The following is a 17380-nucleotide window of genomic DNA, read 5'->3' on the forward strand; positions in this document are numbered from 1 at the left end:
TCGGATCCGCGGAGGAAGATCTGACGGTTCGGTGACGCCACCCCGCGCTGCCACCGGACGGGAGGGTCCGGCGCCTAGCGTTCCGGGTGTGAAGCTGCAAGCACCCCGCACCGCGCGCCCCACCACCGCGTCCGACTCCGGCGGGACGCGCCGTGACCTGCTGGCCGCCGCGGTGGCGGCGGCCCTGGTCGCGACGGCCGTCCTCGTGGGCCGGTACATCGAGGACCACTACGGCACCCTGCACGTCAACTGGCCACCGCTGTACGCCCGCTGGTACCCGCACGTGGGCCCGGGCACTCCGGCGGCGGTGTGCGTCGCCGTGCTCGTCGTGGCGTACGGGCCCGTGGTGGCCGCCCGGCTGCGGTGGCGGCTGCTGCTGCCCGCCGTGTGGGGCGCGTCGGCGGCCTGGACGTTCTCGCTCGCGCTCGTCGACGGCTGGCAGCAGGGCGTCGCCGGGCGCCTGACCACGTCGTACGAGTACCTCACGGTCATCGGCCGGTTCGGGGACGTCGGCGCGACGCTGCGGGACTTCACGCGGCACATCCTGCTGCACTCCCCCGGCCACTGGCCGCCCCATGTCGCGGGCCATCCGCCCGCGGCGACCCTGACCTTCGTCGGCCTGGACCGGATCGGGCTCGGCGGGGGCGCGTGGGCCGGGGTGTGGTGCGTGACGGTGGGCACCACGGCGGCGGTGGCCGTCCTCGTCGCGGTGCGCGCGCTCGCGGACGAGCGGACGGCGCGCCGCGCGGCGCCGTTCCTGGTGCTCGCGCCGGGCGCGGTGTGGGTGGGCACGTCGGCCGACGGGTACTTCGCGGCGGTCGCCGCCTGGTCGCTCGCGCTGCTCGCGGTGGCGGCGACGCGCGGGAGCCGCACGGCGGCGCTCGGCAGCGGACTGCTGTTCGGGCTCACGTGCTATCTGTCGTACGGACTGACGCTGATCGCCGTCGTCGGGGCGGCCGTGCTGGTCGTGGCGCGTACGGCGCGGCCGCTGCCGCTGTTCCTCGTGGGGGCGGCGGTCGTGCCGGTGGCGTTCACCCTCGCCGGGTTCAACTGGTGGGAGGCGTACCGGCTGCTGACGGAGCGCTACTACGAGGGCGCGGGCGGGGTCCGGCCGTACGGCTACTGGGTGTGGGCCAACCTCGCGTGCACGGTGCTGATCGTGGGGCTTGCCACGGCGGCGGGGCTGCGCCGGGTTCCCGGGCAGGTCCTGCGCGCCCGCGGGGAGCCGGCGGGGCGGCTCGCGACGGTCGTGCTCGGCGCGGCGCTCGCCCTGCTGGCCGCCGATCTGTCCGGTATGAGCAAGGCGGAGACGGAACGGATCTGGCTCCCGTTCGGCGTGTGGCTCCTCGCGGCCACCGCTCTCCTGCCGGAGCGGTGGCGGCGCGGCTGGCTGACCGCGCAGGCGGTGCTCGCCCTGCTGGTCAACCATCTGCTGTTCACGGGTTGGTGATCCCGACCGGCTGCGGCTGGTCGTCGCGGGCGGCGGGCCGGCTGCGGATCAGCTGGCGCAGCCGCTCCGCGGGGCGCGGCAGGACGACGAACGCCTCCGCCTGGAGGCAGGCCCAGCTGATCCTCGGCAGGTCGCGCACCGTGGGATAGACGACGAAGCGGGGCTCCCACACCGGGCGGAACTTGGCGTTGAACCGGTACAGGGACTCGATCTGGAACCAGCGCGACAGGAACACGAGAAGCCCGCGCCACACCCGCAGGACCGGCCCCGCGCCGAGGCGCTCGCCGCGTGCGAGAGCGGCCCGGAACACGGCGAAGTTGAGCGACATGCGCTGCACGCCGAGCCCGGGGGCGCCGCGCAGCGCGGCCACGATGAGGAGCTCGTTGAGGCCGGGTTCGGCGGTGCGGTCGCGGCGCATCAGGTCGAGGGAGAGACCGTCCTCGCCCCAGGGCACGAAGTGCAGCAGGGCGCGTACGCGGTCGTTGCCCGCCTCGTCCTCCTGGTGGGCGGTGACGACGACGCAGTCCCCGTCGCCGGGGTCGCCGAACCGGCCGAGCGCCATGGAGAACCCGCGTTCGGTCGCGCTGCCGCGCCAGGCCGCGGCGGCCTCGCGCAGCCGCTTCTTCTCCTCGTCGGGCAGATCGCGTACACGCCGCATGCGGCAGGTGTAGCCGCCGCGCTCGATGCGGTTGACCATCTGCCGGACGTTGCGCATGGAGCGTCCCGCGAGGCTGAACTCGGCGCAGTCGACGATGGCCTCGTCGCCCAGCTCCAGTGCCTTGAGGCCGCCCTCGCGGGTCCAGACCTGTCCGCCGAGTTCGCTGCAGCCCATCACGGCGGGGGTCCAGGCGTGCAGGTCGCACTGGCGCAGGAACTCCTTGATGGCGCCGGGCCACGCCTCGTAGTCGCCGATGGGGTCGCCGCCCGCGAGGGCCACGCCGGACACCACGCGGTAGGCGATGGCGGCCTTGCCCGAGGGCGAGAAGAGGACGCTCTTGTCCTCGCGCAGCGCAAAGTAGCCGAGCGAGTCGCGCCGGCCCTCGTCGGCGAGCAGGGAGCGCAGGCGCTCGTCGCTGTCGGCGGGACGCAGGGTGACGGGCCGCAGGGCGAGGTAGACGCTGGTGACGGCGGTGACGACGCCGAGCGCGAGCAGCGAGAAGTGGACGATGTCGCCGATCCGGTCGCTGGTGTAGTCGATGGGGCCGTACGCGCCGATCAGTCCGTAGCCGACCTGCTGGACCCGGTCGGTGAACGAGATGGCGTGGCCGGCTTCCTGGTCAGCGCGTACGCCGACGATGAGGAGGCCGAGGCCGAAGCTGCAGCCGCCGAGGACGACGAGGTTCCACAGGGCGCGCGTTCTGCCGCGTGGGTCGCCGAGCGCGTAGAACTCCTTGCGGTACGCGATGAGCGCGACGCACAGAACCGCCGAGACGGCGGCGGGGATGAACGCGTGGTGGCGGAAACCCTGAAGGAGCGCGCTGACGGCGAGCAGCCCGACGGCCGCCTCCCAGGCGCGCCGCTTCCGGCGGCGCAGGCCTCTCGCGAGCATCACGAGCAGCAGGCCCGCGGCGAGCGCGGCGGCGCGCGCCATCTCCTCGGCGAGACCCGGCACGTACGGTGCGATCCGCTCTATGCGGGTCTCGTGGATGTGCGGGGCGATCGCCGAAGCGATGTCCAGAATTCCGATGATCAGGCACGTGTGACCTGCCACGGCGGCGGGGCGTTGTTTCACAGTGACTGAGCGTAGAAGCGCGACACCACCGGGGAGTAAGAGCGACACAGGGGCTCGGTAAGAACACGGCCGAAGGCAAACCGTCCGTGTCCATCCTGCCTCTTTCCCCATGAAAACTGCTTAACAGTGCAGATGACGGCTGAAAGTTGAGGAAGACATGGGCCTGACGAGCCGGTCACTGGAATACGCAACGGTGCTGGCCGCACTGGTGTGCGTGGGGCTCACTGTCTGGGTGTGGCCCCGCCTCGCCCGGCGCGGGCCCGTGGCGGTCCTCGGACGACTCGGGGTGATCGCGGTCACGCAGTTGACGATCATCACCTCGTTCGCCGTGGCGGTGAACACCCAGTTCGACTTCTACGGTTCCTGGGGCGAGCTGCTCGGCCATGTCGACAAGGCTCCGGCCACGGTCACCGCCCTGGGCAAGTCCGGTGTCTACTCCACCGTCGGAGCGGTCCAGGGCCGGCTCGTGCAGCCGGCCGGACCGCAGGGCCTCGACCGCGTGAAGGGCCTGCCGCACGGGCCCGCCGCGCAGGTCGGCCGGGTCGAGTCCGTGCGCATCATCGGACGGCGCACCCGGGCCGTCGACCCGGGGTTCGTGTACCTGCCGCCGCAGTACTTCCAGAAGCAGTACCACCGCCAGCGCTTCCCGGTGATGGTCACGATCAGTGGCTATCCGGGCGGCATCATGAACCTCGCCCAGTATCTCCAGGTGCCGCAGACCGCACAGCGGCTGCTGCAGCAGAACAAGATGCAGCCGACGGTGATCGTCATGGTGCGTCCGACGATCGCGCCGCCGCGTGACACCGAGTGCGTGGACGTCCCGGGCGGCCCGCAGGCGGAGACGTTCTTCACGAAGGACCTGCCGGAAGCGATCAAGCAGACGTACCGCGTGGGACACGACCCGAGCGCGTGGGGCGCCCTCGGTTACTCGTCGGGCGGCACGTGCTCGCTCCAGCTCGCGATGCGCAACCCCAACGTGTACACGTCGGCCGCGTCCCTGTCCGGGGACTACAAGATCGCGGACGACCTCACCACGGGCAGCCTCTTCGGCTCGGGTCCGGCCGGCGCCCGGCGCCGGCGGGAGCACGACCTGGTGTGGCGTCTGAAGCACCTGCCTGTCCCGAACGTGTCGGTCCTGGCCGCCAGCAGCCGGCAGGGCGAGAAGGACTACGCCGACACGATGAAGTTCCTGCACGCGGTGAAGTCGCCCATGACGTCGGCCCAGATCATCCTGCCGCGCGGCAGCCACCACTTCACGACGTGGCTGCGGGAGATCGCGCCGGCGATGCAGTGGATGAGCGGTCAGCTGACGTTCCCGCAGGACATCACTCCGGCCCCGGCCAAGCACCGCCCGGGTGCGACCGCCCACAAGCCGGCCTCGGCGCCGGCCCACTCGCCCACGACCCAGGCCGCGGGGCGTCCGCGCCGGTGACGGCCCCTCCGAGTCCACCCCGGCGCGCCGGTGCCCGGGGCGGGCGGAGGTCCTCGCGCGGGGGCCGACCGGCCGCCGGTGATCGACGACCCGTTACGGTGGCCTGGCAGCACCGCCGTCCCGGCGCACCTCCCCCGCCCGACCAGGAGCACCCGCATGCCCCAGTCCGCCCGCCCCGCACTGGCCAGGCCCGGCGCGGCACCCGGTGACGTGGCCGCCGTGTGGTCCGTCGTGACGGGCATGTACGAGGCGTACGCAACCGGGGACCGGGCTCAGGTCGACGCGCGGCTCGACCCGGAGGCCACGATCTGGGACCCGTCGGCCGAGCCGCTGCTGCTCGGCAAGCCGGACCTGGACCGCGTACGGTCCGAGCGGCCGGCGGACGGGGACGGCCCCGTGAGCAGCGGGCCGCGCCCCTACGACCCGGTCGTCGACGTCTTCGGCGACACGGCCGTCCTGCGGTACTGGCTGCGCGCCGCGTTCGCGCCCGGGCCTGACGGCGCCCCGCTGCGTCCCGAACTGATCCGGAACACGGCGGTCCTGCGCAAGGATCCCGCGGGTGGACGCTGGCTGATCGTCCATCTCCACGAGGACGTCCGGCAGGCGGGCGGGGTGCCCGACACCGCGCGTTAGCGCCTTCTCGTGGCCACCAGGAGCCGGCACCTGGGGCTGCCGTCCCGCCGCTCACCTAGTTCCGGGAGCGCGTGGAGCGCCACGTCGAACCCGGCCCAGGCCAGCTCGCCGCGCACGTCGCCGAGGCGGAAGCCGCGGTAGTACATGACAAAGGGCGGCCGCCACAGCGCGTTCCGCACCCGCATCGCGCCGTCGAAGGCCAGCATCGCGAAGTAGCCGCGGGAACCGGGCCGCGCGGGCGCCGGCATCGGGAACGCGAAGCGGCCGCCGGGCTTCAGCACGGAGTGGACCTGGGCGAACAGTGCGGGCCGCTGCCGTGGCAGGAAGTGCCCGAATGCCCCGAAGCTGACGACCAGGTCGAACACCGGCCCGAAGGGCAGCGCGAGCGCGTCAGCGCGCACCAGGTCCGCGTCGCTCCCGTGCGCGGCGCGGCCCGCCGTGAGCATGCCCGCGCTGATGTCGACCCCTACGGGCCGCTCGCGGCACACCTGTCGCAGCACGCCGAGCCCCGCGCCGGTCCCGCAGCACAGGTCGAGCCCGCGCTCGAAGGGGCCGAGGCCGTGCAGGGCGCGGGTGACGGGGGCGAGGACGGAGCGGGGCGTCCGGAACGGCGTGTGGTCGAACCGGGGGGCGAGCAGGTCGTAGCCGTGCTCGACGGAGGACAGCGCCTGGACGGCGAGCTCCCGGACCGTGGGACCTTCGGGTGCGAACATCGGGGCCAGCATAGGGCGCCCTCGCCGGGCGCTCTTGCGGGGCGGCGCCCTCATGGTGTTACAGTGCAAATGGCACGTGTGCTAGCCGCCTCTTCGGCGCCGGTGCCAGTCTCCCTCCTCGAATCGCCGCGATTCCGGCGTTCGACGAATCGATGTCAGCGATGCGCCAGGCGGCGCCGACGCGCCGTACCCCGCATCGTTTCTCCCCCGGCCACAGGCTTCTGAGGGGCGTGTTGTCACCGCCCCGGCCCGCCGGATCCCCCACCCCTCCCCTGCTTCACCTCGTACGAACGACCTCGTACGAACTACCTCGTACGAACGTCCTCGAAAGGACTGATTCCGATGACCACCACACTCGAACCCCCCACCGCCACAAAGGCGTTCACGACGGCGCCGCCGAAGGAAGCGGTCGCGGTCCGGGCCGCGGGCGTCCTCGACGTCCCGGGCAGCGGGCCCGGGTTCCTGCGTCGCACCGACCTGCTGCCGACCTCGCACGACGTGCAGGTCCCGGTCGCACTGATGCGCCGACTGGGCCTGCGCAAGGGCGACTTGGTCGAGGGGACCTGCGGCAGGCCGCGTGTGCTCGCCGAGGCCGAGCGCGTCAACGGGCGCCCCGTCCACGAGCTGCGCGCGCGGCCCCGGTTCGGCGACCTCACTCCCCTGCACCCGCGGCAGCGGCTCCGCCTCGAAACGGCGACGGGCGGCGTGACGCCGCGCCTCGTCGACCTGTTCACCCCCATCGGCAAGGGACAGCGCGGGCTCATCGTCGCGCCGCCCAAGACCGGCAAGACCGTACTGCTGCAACAGCTCGCCGCGTCCGTCGCCGCGAACCACCCCGGGGCCCATCTGATGGTCGTGCTCCTCGACGAACGCCCCGAGGAGGTCACCGACATGCGGCGCTCCGTGCGCGGTGAGGTCTTCGCGTCGACCTTCGACCAGCCCGCCAGGACCCATGTCGCCCTGGCCGAACTCGCCGTCGAGCGCGCCAAGCGGCTCGTCGAGGACGGCCGGGACGTCGTCATCCTGCTCGACTCCCTGACCCGCCTGTGCCGCGCCCACAACAACTCGGCGTCGTCCGGCGGCCGTACGCTCAGCGGCGGTGTCGACGCCTCCGCGCTGATCGGGCCCAAGCGGTTCTTCGGGGCGGCCCGGCTCGCCGAGGAGGGCGGCTCGCTCACCATCCTCGCGACCGCGCTCGTCGACACCGGCTCCCGCGCCGACGACTACTACTTCGAGGAGCTCAAGAGCACGGGCAACATGGAGATCCGCCTCGACCGCGGCCTCGCGGAGCGCCGGATCCACCCCGCCGTCGACCTCGCCCGGTCCGGCACGCGCCGCGAGGAACTCCTGCTCTCCGAGGGCGAGTTGACGGTGATACGAGGTCTGCGCCGCGCCCTGCTGTCGCGGGACGGGCACGCCGGGGTCGAGACGCTCGTCGAGCGGATCCGGCAGACGCCGGACAACGCGACGTTCCTGCGGCAGGTGCAGTCCACCGTCCCCGGCGCGTGAGACGTCCGCCGTACACCTTCCCGGTCGATCGGCCGGCCAGGATGCGTAATACTCAGCCTATGAAGTCGAGCATTACAGCCGCGGGGAGCGCGGGGGACGGCGGGGCGGTCCGGGTGCGCCGGGCGACGGCCCGCGACGCCAAGCGGCTGACCCGGCTCGTCCGCACGTCCCGCGCCTACGAGGCCCCGTACGCGTCGATGGTGGCCGGCTACCGGGTGGGCCCCGACTACATCGAGACCCATCGGGTCTTCGTCGCGGTCGGCGCCGATGACCTGGTGCTCGGGTTCTACGCGCTCACGCTCGTACCGCCGGAGCTCGACCTGATGTTCGTCGCCGACGTGGCGCAGGGGCTCGGCATCGGGCGGCTGCTCGTCGAGCACATGAAGGACGAGGCGCGCGCGGCCGGGCTCACCTCGGTCCGTGTGGTCTCCCACCCGCCGGCCGAGGGCTTCTACCGGAGCGTGGGAGCCGTACGTACCGGCACGGTCGCCGCCGACCCGCCCGCCGTGATGTGGGACAGGCCCGAATTGGAGTTCCCGATCGGCTGACGCGCCCGCACTCCCGGGCGCACACTCGGGGTGGACGAGGAGGCCGGTTTGGACAACGAGGTCCGTCACACCGACGAAGCCCGCACCCCCGACGGGATCCACGCGTTCGACGTGACCGTGGAGATCCCCCAAGGCTCCCGCAACAAGTACGAGATGGACCATTCCGTCGGCCGGATCAGGCTCGACCGGATGCTGTTCACCTCCACCCAGTACCCCGCGGACTACGGATACATCGAGGGCACGCTCGGGCGTGACGGTGATCCGCTCGACGCGCTCGTACTCGTGGGCGATCCCACGTTCCCCGGCTGCACCGTGGAGTGCCGCGCGATCGGCATGTTCGTCATGCGGGACGAGAAGGGCATGGACGAGAAGGTCCTGTGCGTGCCCGCGCACGACCCGCGCCACGCCGCCGTGCAGGACATCGAGGACCTCTCCGAGTTCGACCGCCTGGAGATCACGCACTTCTTCGAGGTCTACAAGGACCTGGAACCCGGCAAGTCCGTCGAGGGCTCGCACTGGGAGGGCCGCGACCTCACGTACGCGGAGATCGCCGCCGCGCGCGACCGGGCCGCCGCCCGACGGGGCTGAAGGCGGCCACGGCGGCGCGCACGTGTCAGTGCGCGCCGTCCGTCGCGCAGTGCTTGAGCAGGTCCTCGGTCGCCGCGTCGACGACGCGGTAGCGCACGATCCTGCCCTCCTTCTCCCCCTCGACCACACCGGCCGCGCGCAGCAGCCGCAACGCCTGGGAAACCGCGGGGTCGTTCATGCCCGTGGCCACGGCGAGGTCCGAGACGGCCAGCGGCCCCGCGCGGTACAGGGCGAGCAGCAGTGCGAGCCGCCTGGCGTCGGCGAGGAGGGAGAACCGGTCGGCCCAGGCGCGGACATGTCCTGGCTCACCGATGGCGGCGATGGCGTCGCAGACCCGGTGGCCGTCGATCGTGCGACGGTCGGCGCGCTCGGCAGGGACGAGATGCATGGCCCCATCTTCTCAGCCGCCGATGTGATCTTGAATACCCGCGCACACCTACGCAGCTGTGCAGCCTTGCAGGCGTCGCGGCCCGGCCTCTACTGTGGGCGGGCCGTGGTGCTCGGGAATTCGGTGACAGTCCCTCAAGGACTCAGACCGAAGCGGCCCTCGCCACTGTGATCGGGCCCCGGGCCCCTCGGCAACGAGACGACCCGGGACGCCTCGCCCCACCACGCCACTGGCTGCTTCGCGCGGCTGGGAAGGCCGGGGCGGACGCGGACACCCGTCAGCCAGGAGACCGGCCACGGCATCTCACGAAGTGATCCACGAGGTGTTGGAGCGTGACCGAATGACCCTGCCTGTGAAGACCCCTGAAACCGGACGCTCCGCGTTCGCCTGGCGGCGCGAGGACACCGTCCGCACCGCCGGACTCCTCGCGGTGATCGCCGCACTCCATGTCGTCGCGTTCGGCATCCTGTTCCTGCTCGTCGTCCCGGAGCACTACGAGGTCGGCTCCAAGGCCTTCGGGATCGGCCTCGGCGTCACCGCGTACACCCTGGGGATGCGGCACGCGTTCGACGCCGACCACATCGCCGCGATCGACAACACCACCCGCAAGCTGATGGCCGACGGCAAGCGCCCGGTGTCGGTGGGCTTCTGGTTCGCGCTCGGGCACTCCAGCGTCGTGGTCGTGCTCGCCGCGCTCATCGCCGGCGGCACGCAGCTGGCCGGACGCATCATGAACGAGGGGTCGGCCACCCATCAGACGCTCGGCGTCATGGGCACCACGATCTCCGGGTCCTTCCTGTACCTCATCGCGGCGCTCAACCTCGTCGCCCTGGTCGGCATTCTGCGGGTGTTCCGGGCCATGCGCGGGGGCTCGTACAACGAGGCGGAGCTCGAACAGCACCTGGATTCACGGGGGTTCATGAACCGGATCCTCGGCCGGTTCACCAGGTCCGTCAGCCGCCCCGGCCAGATGTTCCCCCTCGGCTTCCTCTTCGGCCTCGGCTTCGACACGGCGACCGAGGTCACGCTGATGGTGATGGCGGGCAGCGGGGCCGCGGCCGGACTGCCCTGGTACGCGATCCTGTGCCTGCCGCTCCTGTTCGCCGCCGGGATGAGCCTGTTCGACACCCTGGACGGGACGTTCATGAACTTCGCGTACCAGTGGGCGTTCTCGAACCCCGTGCGCAAGGTGTTCTACAACCTCGCCATCACCGGCCTGTCCATCGCCGTCGCGTTCCTGATCGGGACCATCGAGCTCGTGGGTGTCCTGCACGACAAGCTCGACCTGCGGGACTCGGTGACCGGCTGGATCGCGGGACTGGACCTGGACAACGTCGGGTTCATCATCGTGGGCCTCTTCGTCGTCGTCTGGGCGGCGGCCATCGGGTACTGGCGGTTCGCGAAGGTCGAGGAACGGTGGGCCCTGCGGTCCTGATCCGGGAGGCCGCGGGGGCCGGGACTCCGTAAGGTCGTGCGGGTGAGCGAAGGCAGCGGTCCCGCGGCGGCTTCCGCGCCGGCGGCGCACCGGTCCGGCCTTCCCGCGGCCCTCACGGTGCTCACGCTGGTGAGCGGCTTCGTCGACGCGGTCAGCTATCTGGGCCTCGGCCATGTCTTCGCGGCGAACATGACCGGGAACGTCGTCATCATCGGCTTCGCCGCCGCCGGCGCTCCCGGATTCTCCGTCCTCGGGTCGCTCACGTCCCTCGGCGCGTTCCTCGCGGGCGCGGTGTGCGCGGGGCGGCTCTCGACGGCGTTCGCCGGGCGCGCCCGGCGAGCCTGGGTGCGGTCGGTCTTCGTCACCGAGGCGGTCCTGCTCGCGGTGGCGGCGGCCATCGCGTTCGACCGGCCGGGCGGGGCGACGTACGCGCTCATCGCGGTCCTCGCCTGGGCGATGGGGCTGCGCAACGCCACGGTCCGCAAGCTCGCGGTGCCCGACATGACCACCACGGTCCTGACCATGACGCTGACGGGGCTCGCCTCGGAGTCCTCGCTCGCCGGCGGGACCGATCCGCGGGCGGGGCGGCGGCTCGTCTCCGTGGCGGCGATGCTCGGGGGCGCCGCGCTCGGCGCGCTGCTCGTCCTGTACCACGGCCTCGGCTGGCCCCTCCTCGCCGGCGCCCTGCTCGTGACGGGCGCGGCGGCCTGTTGTCGCGAGTCCGGCGCCGCCGGGGACACGGGCGCGGGTGACCACCGATCGGCCTAATCCTGCGGGCGCCGTCCTCCCGGGCTAACTACCGTCCTGAGCAGGGCCGCAGCGATCTGCCGCGGCGCCACAGGGACCCGGAGAGGCGCCTCATGTTCTGCCCGATAGCCACCGTCATGACGACGACCGCGTGCCTGACCGCACTCGCGCCCGGGACCGTCAGCGCACCCCACCCGATGACCGCGCCCGCCAGGGTCACCGCGCCCGCCGCGGTGACCTCACAGGACTCCGCGGGCTCCATCGGCTCCGAGGTCCCTCGGGACAGCGTGGGCCCGTCCGGTGACAGCGCCACCGCGCGCGCCACGAGCGTCGCGGAGGTGTTCCTCTCCCCGACGACCGTGTCGGCCTCGTCCACGGTCGAGATCACGGTCTCCTGCGGACGCAGCGGGCAGGGTTCCATCACGGCCAGCTCCCACGCCTTCGCCGAGGGCTCCGTCACGCTCCCTTCGAGCGGCGGTGCGCGGGGCCAGGACGGCGACCGCACGCAGTACCGGGGGACGGCGCGCCTCGCCGGGGCGAGCGGCTTCACGGCCGCGGCCGGCTCACAGTTCGCCGTGGACGGGTCCTGCCCCGACGGCAAGCGGTGGAGCGCGCCGATGACCGTTGAGCACGACACCCCGCGTGCCGCCCGGGCCGGCGTCGGCGGCAGCGCGGAGAGCGGCGTCGACCTGGGCAGGATCGGCCTCGGCACGGCGCTCGCGGGCGGCTCGGCCTTCCTGCTGTGGCGCAGGACGCGCGCTCCGCGGGAGGGCTAGAGCCTGGTACTTGGAAGCCCGGGGCCTTGGGACTCAGCTCGTCAGCCAAATGGGCGGCACCTCGGACGGGCTAGCCCGACGGGCTGAACTCTCCGGTCCCGCCGAAGCTGAGGGCCAGGCGCCCGCGCGCGAGATCGGAGATGTCCATGAACGGTTGCGCTGAGGCGATGTCCACGGTCGTGCCGGAGCCGGACAGGCGTGCCCGCCTCTCCGCTCTGCCAGGCACCGGTCGCGGCCTGTGAGTACCAGATTCACGCGGATCGCGGTGATCGGGGACTGTCCCCTCTTCCGACACGGCGTTTCGCAATTGGTCCGCACGGCTCCCGACCTCCACCTGGTCGCCACGGCGTCATCTCTCCAGGCCGCGGACGGCACACTGCGTGGCGCCGATGTGGTCCTGATGGACCTTCAGCAGTCGCCCGCGAGGCTCGCCGCGACCGTGGCGGAGCTGCGGAAGCGGGGACACGCCGTCATCGTCACGTCGTCCGCTGTGCAGATCGACGCGGCTCAGGTGATCCGGGCAGGCGCCGACGGATATCTGAGCCGGCAGGCCGAGGGGGACGAATTGCTGACGGCGATTCGGGTCGTGGGCTCGGGCCGCAGTTACGTGTCCGCGCCCGCCGGCTATTTGCAGGAAAAATCACTGCACTTCACGGACCGGGAGCAGGAGGTCCTGAGGCTCATCGCCAACGGCGCGACGGACAGCGAAATCGCCGACAAGCTGTGCATCAGCAAGCACACTGTGCAGTCACATCTCGACCGGATCCACGGGAAAACGGGTTATCGGCGCCGCTCGGACCTCACCCGGCTCGCGATCGAATACGGGCTCACCGGCCCATGAAAGAGCCGCCGTGCACGGCTGCCGTGGCTAGTCGTACCCCGCCACTCGTGGGTAGTTGTCCCCCTTGACCACCACGGCGCGAAGCTGGACCTTGGTAGGGGAAAACTTCGCCGGACCAGTCGGAACAGCGAATCGGCATTCATTCCCGGACACGCTGCACCTTGACAGCCGAACGGGAATTCCATTCGCGTTTCGCTCTGCAGCGCGAGCCGATAAGCTAGGAGAAGTCATGCGCAATCGCATCGCAATTCTCTGCGCCACAGCGATACTCCCTCTGACAGCCGTGGCGTCGTTCGCGGCCGCGAACCAGGCAGCAGCCGACCCGGCAAGTGGTGAGGTCGTGGTCACAGGGTCGGTCGACGACTGCGGGACCGGATCAGCCCCCCGGTCGGTGCAGATATCCACGAACCTGGAAACCCAAACCGACGGAAATAAGGGCGTGGTGAGGGCGGGCGCGTACTCGGTCACATTCCAGAACATCCCCAGGCACAAGCACGTGAGGGCCACGGCCCTCGTGACCTGCAGAGACGACTCGTACACGGACCACCTCACGATCCAGCGGCCGCCCACATCGGGTGACCTGGTTCAGAGGGTGGATCTCACGGCGCCGTAAGGCCGCGCAGCCCCGGTCGGCATGACCGCCGCCGCACGACGACCGCTCGCACGCCGGCAGCCACCGTACAGGCGGTCGGCCGGGTTTCGACTCCGCGACCTGGCCGACCGCTTTTGCCGCGTACGGCTCCGTCCGGTCCGGCCTTTCTTTGCCCGGACCGGCGACGAGACGTCGTCCATGCTGGAGTTCTACCGCACCGCCCTGCTCCGTCGCCGCGAGTACCCCGCCCTCGGCGACGGCACCCACGCCGGCTGGAGGCCCCAGCCGGCGTCCTCGCGTCCAGCCGCGCTCCCGGCTTACGTTACGCGACCGACCCCCGCCCAATTCCCGCTGCCCGGCGTGCTGTTCACGCCCCCACGGGGGTGAACAGCACCGGCAGGGACTTCGGGCCGCGGGTGAACACGCCCTGCTCCACCGGGTCGAACCCGTCGGCGAGCCGCACATCGGGCATGGCGTCGAGGAGTTGGCCCACGCCGATCTCGACCTCCGCCTTGGCCAGGAGCGCGCCGACGCAGAAGTGCCGGCCGAGCGCGAAGGAGAGGTGGCCGGCGGCCGCCGAGAACGCGTTCGTGGCGGTGAGGTCCTCGCGGAAGATGTCGAAGCGGTCGGGCCGCGCGTAGCGGTCCTCGTCACGGTTGGCCGCGCCGATCAGACAGGTGACGGTCGCTCCCGCGGGGATCGTTCCGCCGCTCACCTCCACGTCGGTCGCGGACTGGCGCATGATCATGTGCACCGGCGGGGTGTGGCGCAGCGTCTCGGCGAAGGCGCGGGCGATCAGCGTGCGGTCCTCGCGGACGGCGTCGAGCTGGTCGGGGTGGGTGAGCAGGTTGGCGAAGATGCTGGCGATGGCCTTGTCGGTGGTCTCGCCGCCGGCCGCGAGCAGCAGGCTGCAGAACGCCTTGATGTCCTCGTCGCTCATGCGGACGCCGTCGACCTCGGCGGCGCACAGTGAGGAGAGCAGGTCGTCGCCGAGGTCGTCCCGGCGCCGCCGGATGACCGGGATCATGTACTCGGCGAACTCGACGCGGGTACGCTCCCCGGCCGCCGCCACCTCGGGGTCACCTGAGAGGTTGCCGAGGAAGGCGATGACGGTGGTGTACCAGCCGTGGAACCGCGCGTGGTCGGCCTTGTCCAGGCCCAGCATGTCGGCGATCACGTTGACGGGAAAGCGCGTCGCGTACGCGTCCACGAGGTCGACGGCGCCGTCGGCGCGGAACGTGTCGATCAGTTCACGGGAGTTGCGCTCGATGACCGGCAGGAACTTCTCCTGGAGGTCGCTCCCGCGGAAGGCCGGTGCGACGAGAGCGCGCCGCACCGCGTGCTCGCGCCCGCTGAGCTGAAGGATCGTCCTGCCGTGCACGGGCTCGATCTGCCAGTTGTAGTTGTCGGTCGTGAACTGCGACTCCTTGTCCTTGAAGACGCGCTCGACGTCGGCGTACCGGGAAATGATGTAACTCTGCGTGGGCTCATGCCAGATGAGGGGTGCGTGCTCGCGCATGGCCGCGTAGACGGGGTACGGATTCGCGGCGAACTCCGGCGACAGTATGTCGGGGACCTGTGCGGTGGACATGTTGCTCCTCAAGTCGGTGACTCGGTAACTGGCAAGGCCCTTCAGGTTATTGACACTCCGTCGACACAGACACCCCGTGGGGGTTCCCGCGGGAGGGTGTGCCGCACGGGCGGGCAGCAGGTCGCGTAAGCGGTGTGTCACGTAGGGCGATGGGGGCGCCCCTGCACGGGGCGATGAAGGCACCCCTGCACGGAGAGCCACACCCCCGGCACAGAAGCGGGGATGCGCTCGCCCTCGGGGTGCCGTCCAGCCTCCCTCGGAGCACCGTCCGGCCTCCCGCGGGGCGGGTCATGCGCGTGACCTGGGCAACTCCGGCGGGCCTGCGGCTGTGAGGCGCCCCATAGGGGCCACGTCACATACCAAGGACGTTAGTAGCGGGTGAGCCGCCGGTCGGCGTGCGCCCCCACACTCCGAGTCCAACATTTCGGACATTCCTCCGTAGTGGGGTAGTACGTCACATCCTTGCGCCCTCCTCAGGGCGCCGTTAACCATGGCTGACGTCCCGGAGAGCGGGTCGGAGCACGAGCGAAGGCGCTCGCCCCGATCCCTCCGTGCCACGAGGCATATCCCCCGCTCCGCTCCAGGTGCCGCCACACCGGCTGCCACCCCACGACGCCCAGAAGAGGTACTCCACGTGACCGTCTCCACCCCGATCACCGCCGTCACCCGCCCCAGCGCCTTCCGCCGCGCCACCGTCACGGTCCTGGCCGCCGCCGGCCTCGCGGGCGCCGCGCTGACCTTCGCCCCGTCCCCGGCGCACGCCGCCGAGCCCGCCGCGGCGCCGAAGGCCGCGCACGCCGTCTCGACGAAGGCGAAGCCGTCCTACCCGGACAACCTCGATGGCTGGATCCGTGAGGCCCTCTCGATCATGAAGGCCAAGCACATCCCCGGCTCCTACGAGGGCCTGCACCGCAACATCATGCGCGAGTCGTCCGGCAACCCGAACGCCGTGAACAACTGGGACGTCAACGCGGTCAAGGGCACGCCGTCCAAGGGCCTGCTCCAGGTCATCCAGCCGACCTTCGACTACTACCACGTCGCCGGCACCTCCCACAGCCTGACCGACCCGGTCGCCAACATCACCGCGGCCGCCAACTACGCCGCCGACAAGTACGGCTCGATCGACAACGTCAACTCCGCCTACTGAGGCACCCGTTATCGATCCCGCCGAACCGATCCCCCTCGAACGGAGGGCAAGCGCACATGCCGCACGACAGCGGAGACGAAGGGCGCGCGCCCACCACGGACGCCCCTGAACACGCCGGCTACGGCCCGGCCAACACGCACCGCTCACGAGGCGGCTCACGCAAGAGGCGGTGGCGCGCCGTCACCGGCGCCGCGCTCGGCGTCGCCCTCGTCGCGGGCGGGGGCGTCGCCTACGCCTGGTCGCACCTGAACGGGAATCTCAAGAGCACGGACATCAACGCCGCGCTCGGCAAGAACCGTCCGGACGCGAGCCACGACGGGGCGATGAACATCCTGCTCCTCGGTTCCGACTCGCGCGCGGGGACCCACGGCCGGTACGGCAGTGGGATCACCGGCGCGCGCTCGGACACGGCGATGGTGCTGCACGTCGACAAGGCCCACAAGAAGGCCTCCGTCGTGAGCATCCCGCGCGACACGATGGTCGAGCGGCCCGCGTGCGCGAAGCCGTCCGGCGGCACGGTGCCGGGCGCGCGGCAGGCGATGTTCAACGAGGCGTACGAGGTCGGCGGTCCCGCCTGCACCGTGAAGACGGTGGAGAAGATGTCGGGCGTCCGCATGGACCACTACCTCGAGGTCGACTTCGAGGGCTTCAAGAAGTTCGTCGACGAGCTCGGTGGTGTCGACATCACCACCCACCGGGCCATCAAGGACGCCAACAGCCATCTGTCGCTGAGCGCTGGCAAGCACACCCTCAAGGGTGAGCAGGCCCTGGCGCTCGTGCGGACCCGGCACGGCGTCGGCGACGGCAGCGACCTCGGCCGGATCCAGCTCCAGCAGGCGTTCATCAAGGCACTGATCCACCGCGCCGAGTCCATCGGCGTGATCAGCAACCCGGCGCGGGCCTACGACCTCGCCGACACCGCGACCAAGACCGTCAGCGCCGACTCCGGCCTCGCGTCCGCGGACAAGCTGCTGGGCCTCGCGAAGGACCTCAAAGGCATCAGCCCGGCCCATATGAACATGGTCACGCTGCCGGTCAGCTACGACGCCCAGGACGCCGGCCGCGTCCTGCCCCTGCCCAAGGCGTCCCACCAGGTCTGGCAGGCCCTGCGCGACGACCGGCCCATCCCGAAGTCCGCGACCGCGAACTCGGTGGCCGCGCGGACCGACTCACCGGTGTCCGCGGGCGCCTAGGGCCTTTCGTCTGGATCACGCCGTCAGGGCAGGTCTCTGCGGCCGAGCCACGCCGGCTTCACCGG

General features: G+C 71.5%; 17 protein-coding genes and 1 riboswitch. Of the genes, 13 read left to right on the top strand and 4 right to left on the bottom strand.

The genetic code is table 11. The features are described 5' to 3' along the window. The first annotated feature begins 94 nt into the window (after nt 1-94). Entirely contained in the window at nt 95-1450 is a 1356-nt protein-coding gene (locus tag EOT10_RS23200; RefSeq protein ID WP_127830319.1) for a hypothetical protein, read from the top strand. On the opposite strand, the gene EOT10_RS23205 is transcribed toward EOT10_RS23200, so the two are convergent. After that, nucleotides 1437-3182, bottom strand: a complete 1746-nt coding sequence (locus EOT10_RS23205; protein WP_223281154.1) for a phosphatidylglycerol lysyltransferase domain-containing protein — start codon at nt 3180-3182, stop codon at nt 1437-1439. The two genes, EOT10_RS23200 and EOT10_RS23205, sit on opposite strands and share 14 nt — an antisense overlap. Nucleotides 3183-3339: 157 nt before the next feature. Here EOT10_RS23205 and EOT10_RS23210 point away from each other — a divergent pair, with 157 nt between their 5' ends. Together EOT10_RS23210 and EOT10_RS23215 are read left to right on the top strand one after the other, a co-directional pair. Continuing rightward, the gene (locus EOT10_RS23210) at nt 3340-4614 is read left to right on the top strand and encodes an alpha/beta hydrolase (RefSeq protein WP_127830213.1); all 1275 of its coding nucleotides are present in this window, start codon (nt 3340-3342) and stop codon (nt 4612-4614) included. 156 nt (nt 4615-4770) lie between these two features. Next, nucleotides 4771-5247: a YybH family protein gene (locus EOT10_RS23215; protein WP_127830214.1), complete on the top strand. Its 477-nt coding sequence runs from the start codon at nt 4771-4773 to the stop codon at nt 5245-5247. Here EOT10_RS23215 and EOT10_RS23220 read toward each other — a convergent pair. Beyond that, nucleotides 5244-5960, bottom strand: a complete 717-nt coding sequence (locus EOT10_RS23220) for a class I SAM-dependent methyltransferase (RefSeq protein ID WP_127830215.1) — start codon at nt 5958-5960, stop codon at nt 5244-5246. The genes EOT10_RS23215 and EOT10_RS23220 overlap by 4 nt on opposite strands. A gap of 342 nt (nt 5961-6302) precedes the next feature. Here EOT10_RS23220 and rho point away from each other — a divergent pair, with 342 nt between their 5' ends. From rho to EOT10_RS23235, 3 genes are read left to right on the top strand one after another with little or no spacing between them, the layout of a single operon-like run. Further along, a complete protein-coding gene (gene rho / locus EOT10_RS23225) occupies nt 6303-7469 on the top strand; it encodes a transcription termination factor Rho (RefSeq protein ID WP_127830216.1) in 1167 nt (388 codons plus the stop codon). 59 nt (nt 7470-7528) lie between these two features. Next, entirely contained in the window at nt 7529-8017 is a 489-nt protein-coding gene (locus EOT10_RS23230) for a GNAT family N-acetyltransferase (protein WP_127830217.1), read from the top strand. Nucleotides 8018-8065: 48 nt separating this feature from the next. Continuing rightward, nucleotides 8066-8605: an inorganic diphosphatase gene (locus EOT10_RS23235; protein ID WP_223281155.1), complete on the top strand. Its 540-nt coding sequence runs from the start codon at nt 8066-8068 to the stop codon at nt 8603-8605. Nucleotides 8606-8630: 25 nt separating this feature from the next. Here EOT10_RS23235 and EOT10_RS23240 read toward each other — a convergent pair whose 3' ends face one another. After that, nucleotides 8631-8993 carry an ArsR/SmtB family transcription factor gene (locus tag EOT10_RS23240; protein ID WP_127830218.1) on the bottom strand — a complete coding sequence of 121 codons (363 nt, stop codon included), beginning with the start codon at nt 8991-8993 and terminating at the stop codon, nt 8631-8633. Nucleotides 8994-9082: 89 nt separating this feature from the next. Continuing rightward, nucleotides 9083-9305: riboswitch (cobalamin riboswitch) on the top strand. Between the two features lie 28 nt (nt 9306-9333). Here EOT10_RS23240 and nicT point away from each other — a divergent pair. The 5 genes from nicT to EOT10_RS23265 all read left to right on the top strand — a co-directional run bounded on the left by nicT (nt 9334) and on the right by EOT10_RS23265 (nt 13405). Beyond that, nucleotides 9334-10428, top strand: a complete 1095-nt coding sequence (gene nicT / locus EOT10_RS23245) for a Nickel transporter NicT (RefSeq protein ID WP_127830219.1) — start codon at nt 9334-9336, stop codon at nt 10426-10428. A 42-nt stretch (nt 10429-10470) separates the two neighbouring features. Further along, nucleotides 10471-11196 carry a YoaK family protein gene (locus EOT10_RS23250; protein ID WP_189491971.1) on the top strand — a complete coding sequence of 242 codons (726 nt, stop codon included), beginning with the start codon at nt 10471-10473 and terminating at the stop codon, nt 11194-11196. Between the two features lie 116 nt (nt 11197-11312). Then, nucleotides 11313-11951 carry a hypothetical protein gene (locus EOT10_RS23255; protein WP_127830221.1) on the top strand — a complete coding sequence of 213 codons (639 nt, stop codon included), beginning with the start codon at nt 11313-11315 and terminating at the stop codon, nt 11949-11951. Between the two features lie 265 nt (nt 11952-12216). Further along, nucleotides 12217-12792, top strand: a complete 576-nt coding sequence (locus EOT10_RS23260; RefSeq protein ID WP_348539244.1) for a LuxR C-terminal-related transcriptional regulator — start codon at nt 12217-12219, stop codon at nt 12790-12792. 229 nt (nt 12793-13021) lie between these two features. Next, entirely contained in the window at nt 13022-13405 is a 384-nt protein-coding gene (locus EOT10_RS23265; protein WP_127830223.1) for a hypothetical protein, read from the top strand. Between the two features lie 346 nt (nt 13406-13751). Here EOT10_RS23265 and EOT10_RS23275 read toward each other — a convergent pair whose 3' ends face one another. Then, on the bottom strand, nt 13752-14975 hold the full coding sequence (locus EOT10_RS23275) for a cytochrome P450 (RefSeq protein WP_127830225.1): 1224 nt from the start codon (nt 14973-14975) through the stop codon (nt 13752-13754). Nucleotides 14976-15609: 634 nt separating this feature from the next. On the opposite strand from EOT10_RS23275, the gene EOT10_RS23280 reads away from it, so the two are divergent. Further along, nucleotides 15610-16122, top strand: a complete 513-nt coding sequence (locus EOT10_RS23280) for a transglycosylase SLT domain-containing protein (protein ID WP_127830226.1) — start codon at nt 15610-15612, stop codon at nt 16120-16122. Between the two features lie 56 nt (nt 16123-16178). Then, nucleotides 16179-17315, top strand: coding sequence for an LCP family protein (locus tag EOT10_RS23285; protein ID WP_127830227.1), 1137 nt, complete (start codon nt 16179-16181; stop codon nt 17313-17315). Nucleotides 17316-17380 lie beyond the last annotated feature (65 nt).

This window comes from Streptomyces antnestii (assembly GCF_004005495.1).
GTDB lineage: Bacteria > Actinomycetota > Actinomycetes > Streptomycetales > Streptomycetaceae > Streptomyces > Streptomyces antnestii.

What these genes read in the sequence shown, in the direction of transcription:
- EOT10_RS23210 (WP_127830213.1), top strand. Translation starts at nt 3,340, where the DNA reads ATGGGCCTGACGAGCCGGTCACTGGAATACGCAACGGTGCTGGCCGCA.
- EOT10_RS23215 (WP_127830214.1), top strand. Translation starts at nt 4,771, where the DNA reads ATGCCCCAGTCCGCCCGCCCCGCACTGGCCAGGCCCGGCGCGGCACCC.
- EOT10_RS23220 (WP_127830215.1), bottom strand. Translation starts at nt 5,960, where the DNA reads ATGTTCGCACCCGAAGGTCCCACGGTCCGGGAGCTCGCCGTCCAGGCG.
- rho (WP_127830216.1), top strand. Translation starts at nt 6,303, where the DNA reads ATGACCACCACACTCGAACCCCCCACCGCCACAAAGGCGTTCACGACG.
- EOT10_RS23230 (WP_127830217.1), top strand. Translation starts at nt 7,529, where the DNA reads ATGAAGTCGAGCATTACAGCCGCGGGGAGCGCGGGGGACGGCGGGGCG.
- EOT10_RS23240 (WP_127830218.1), bottom strand. Translation starts at nt 8,993, where the DNA reads ATGCATCTCGTCCCTGCCGAGCGCGCCGACCGTCGCACGATCGACGGC.
- nicT (WP_127830219.1), top strand. Translation starts at nt 9,334, where the DNA reads ATGACCCTGCCTGTGAAGACCCCTGAAACCGGACGCTCCGCGTTCGCC.
- EOT10_RS23255 (WP_127830221.1), top strand. Translation starts at nt 11,313, where the DNA reads ATGACGACGACCGCGTGCCTGACCGCACTCGCGCCCGGGACCGTCAGC.
- EOT10_RS23265 (WP_127830223.1), top strand. Translation starts at nt 13,022, where the DNA reads ATGCGCAATCGCATCGCAATTCTCTGCGCCACAGCGATACTCCCTCTG.
- EOT10_RS23275 (WP_127830225.1), bottom strand. Translation starts at nt 14,975, where the DNA reads ATGTCCACCGCACAGGTCCCCGACATACTGTCGCCGGAGTTCGCCGCG.
- EOT10_RS23285 (WP_127830227.1), top strand. Translation starts at nt 16,179, where the DNA reads ATGCCGCACGACAGCGGAGACGAAGGGCGCGCGCCCACCACGGACGCC.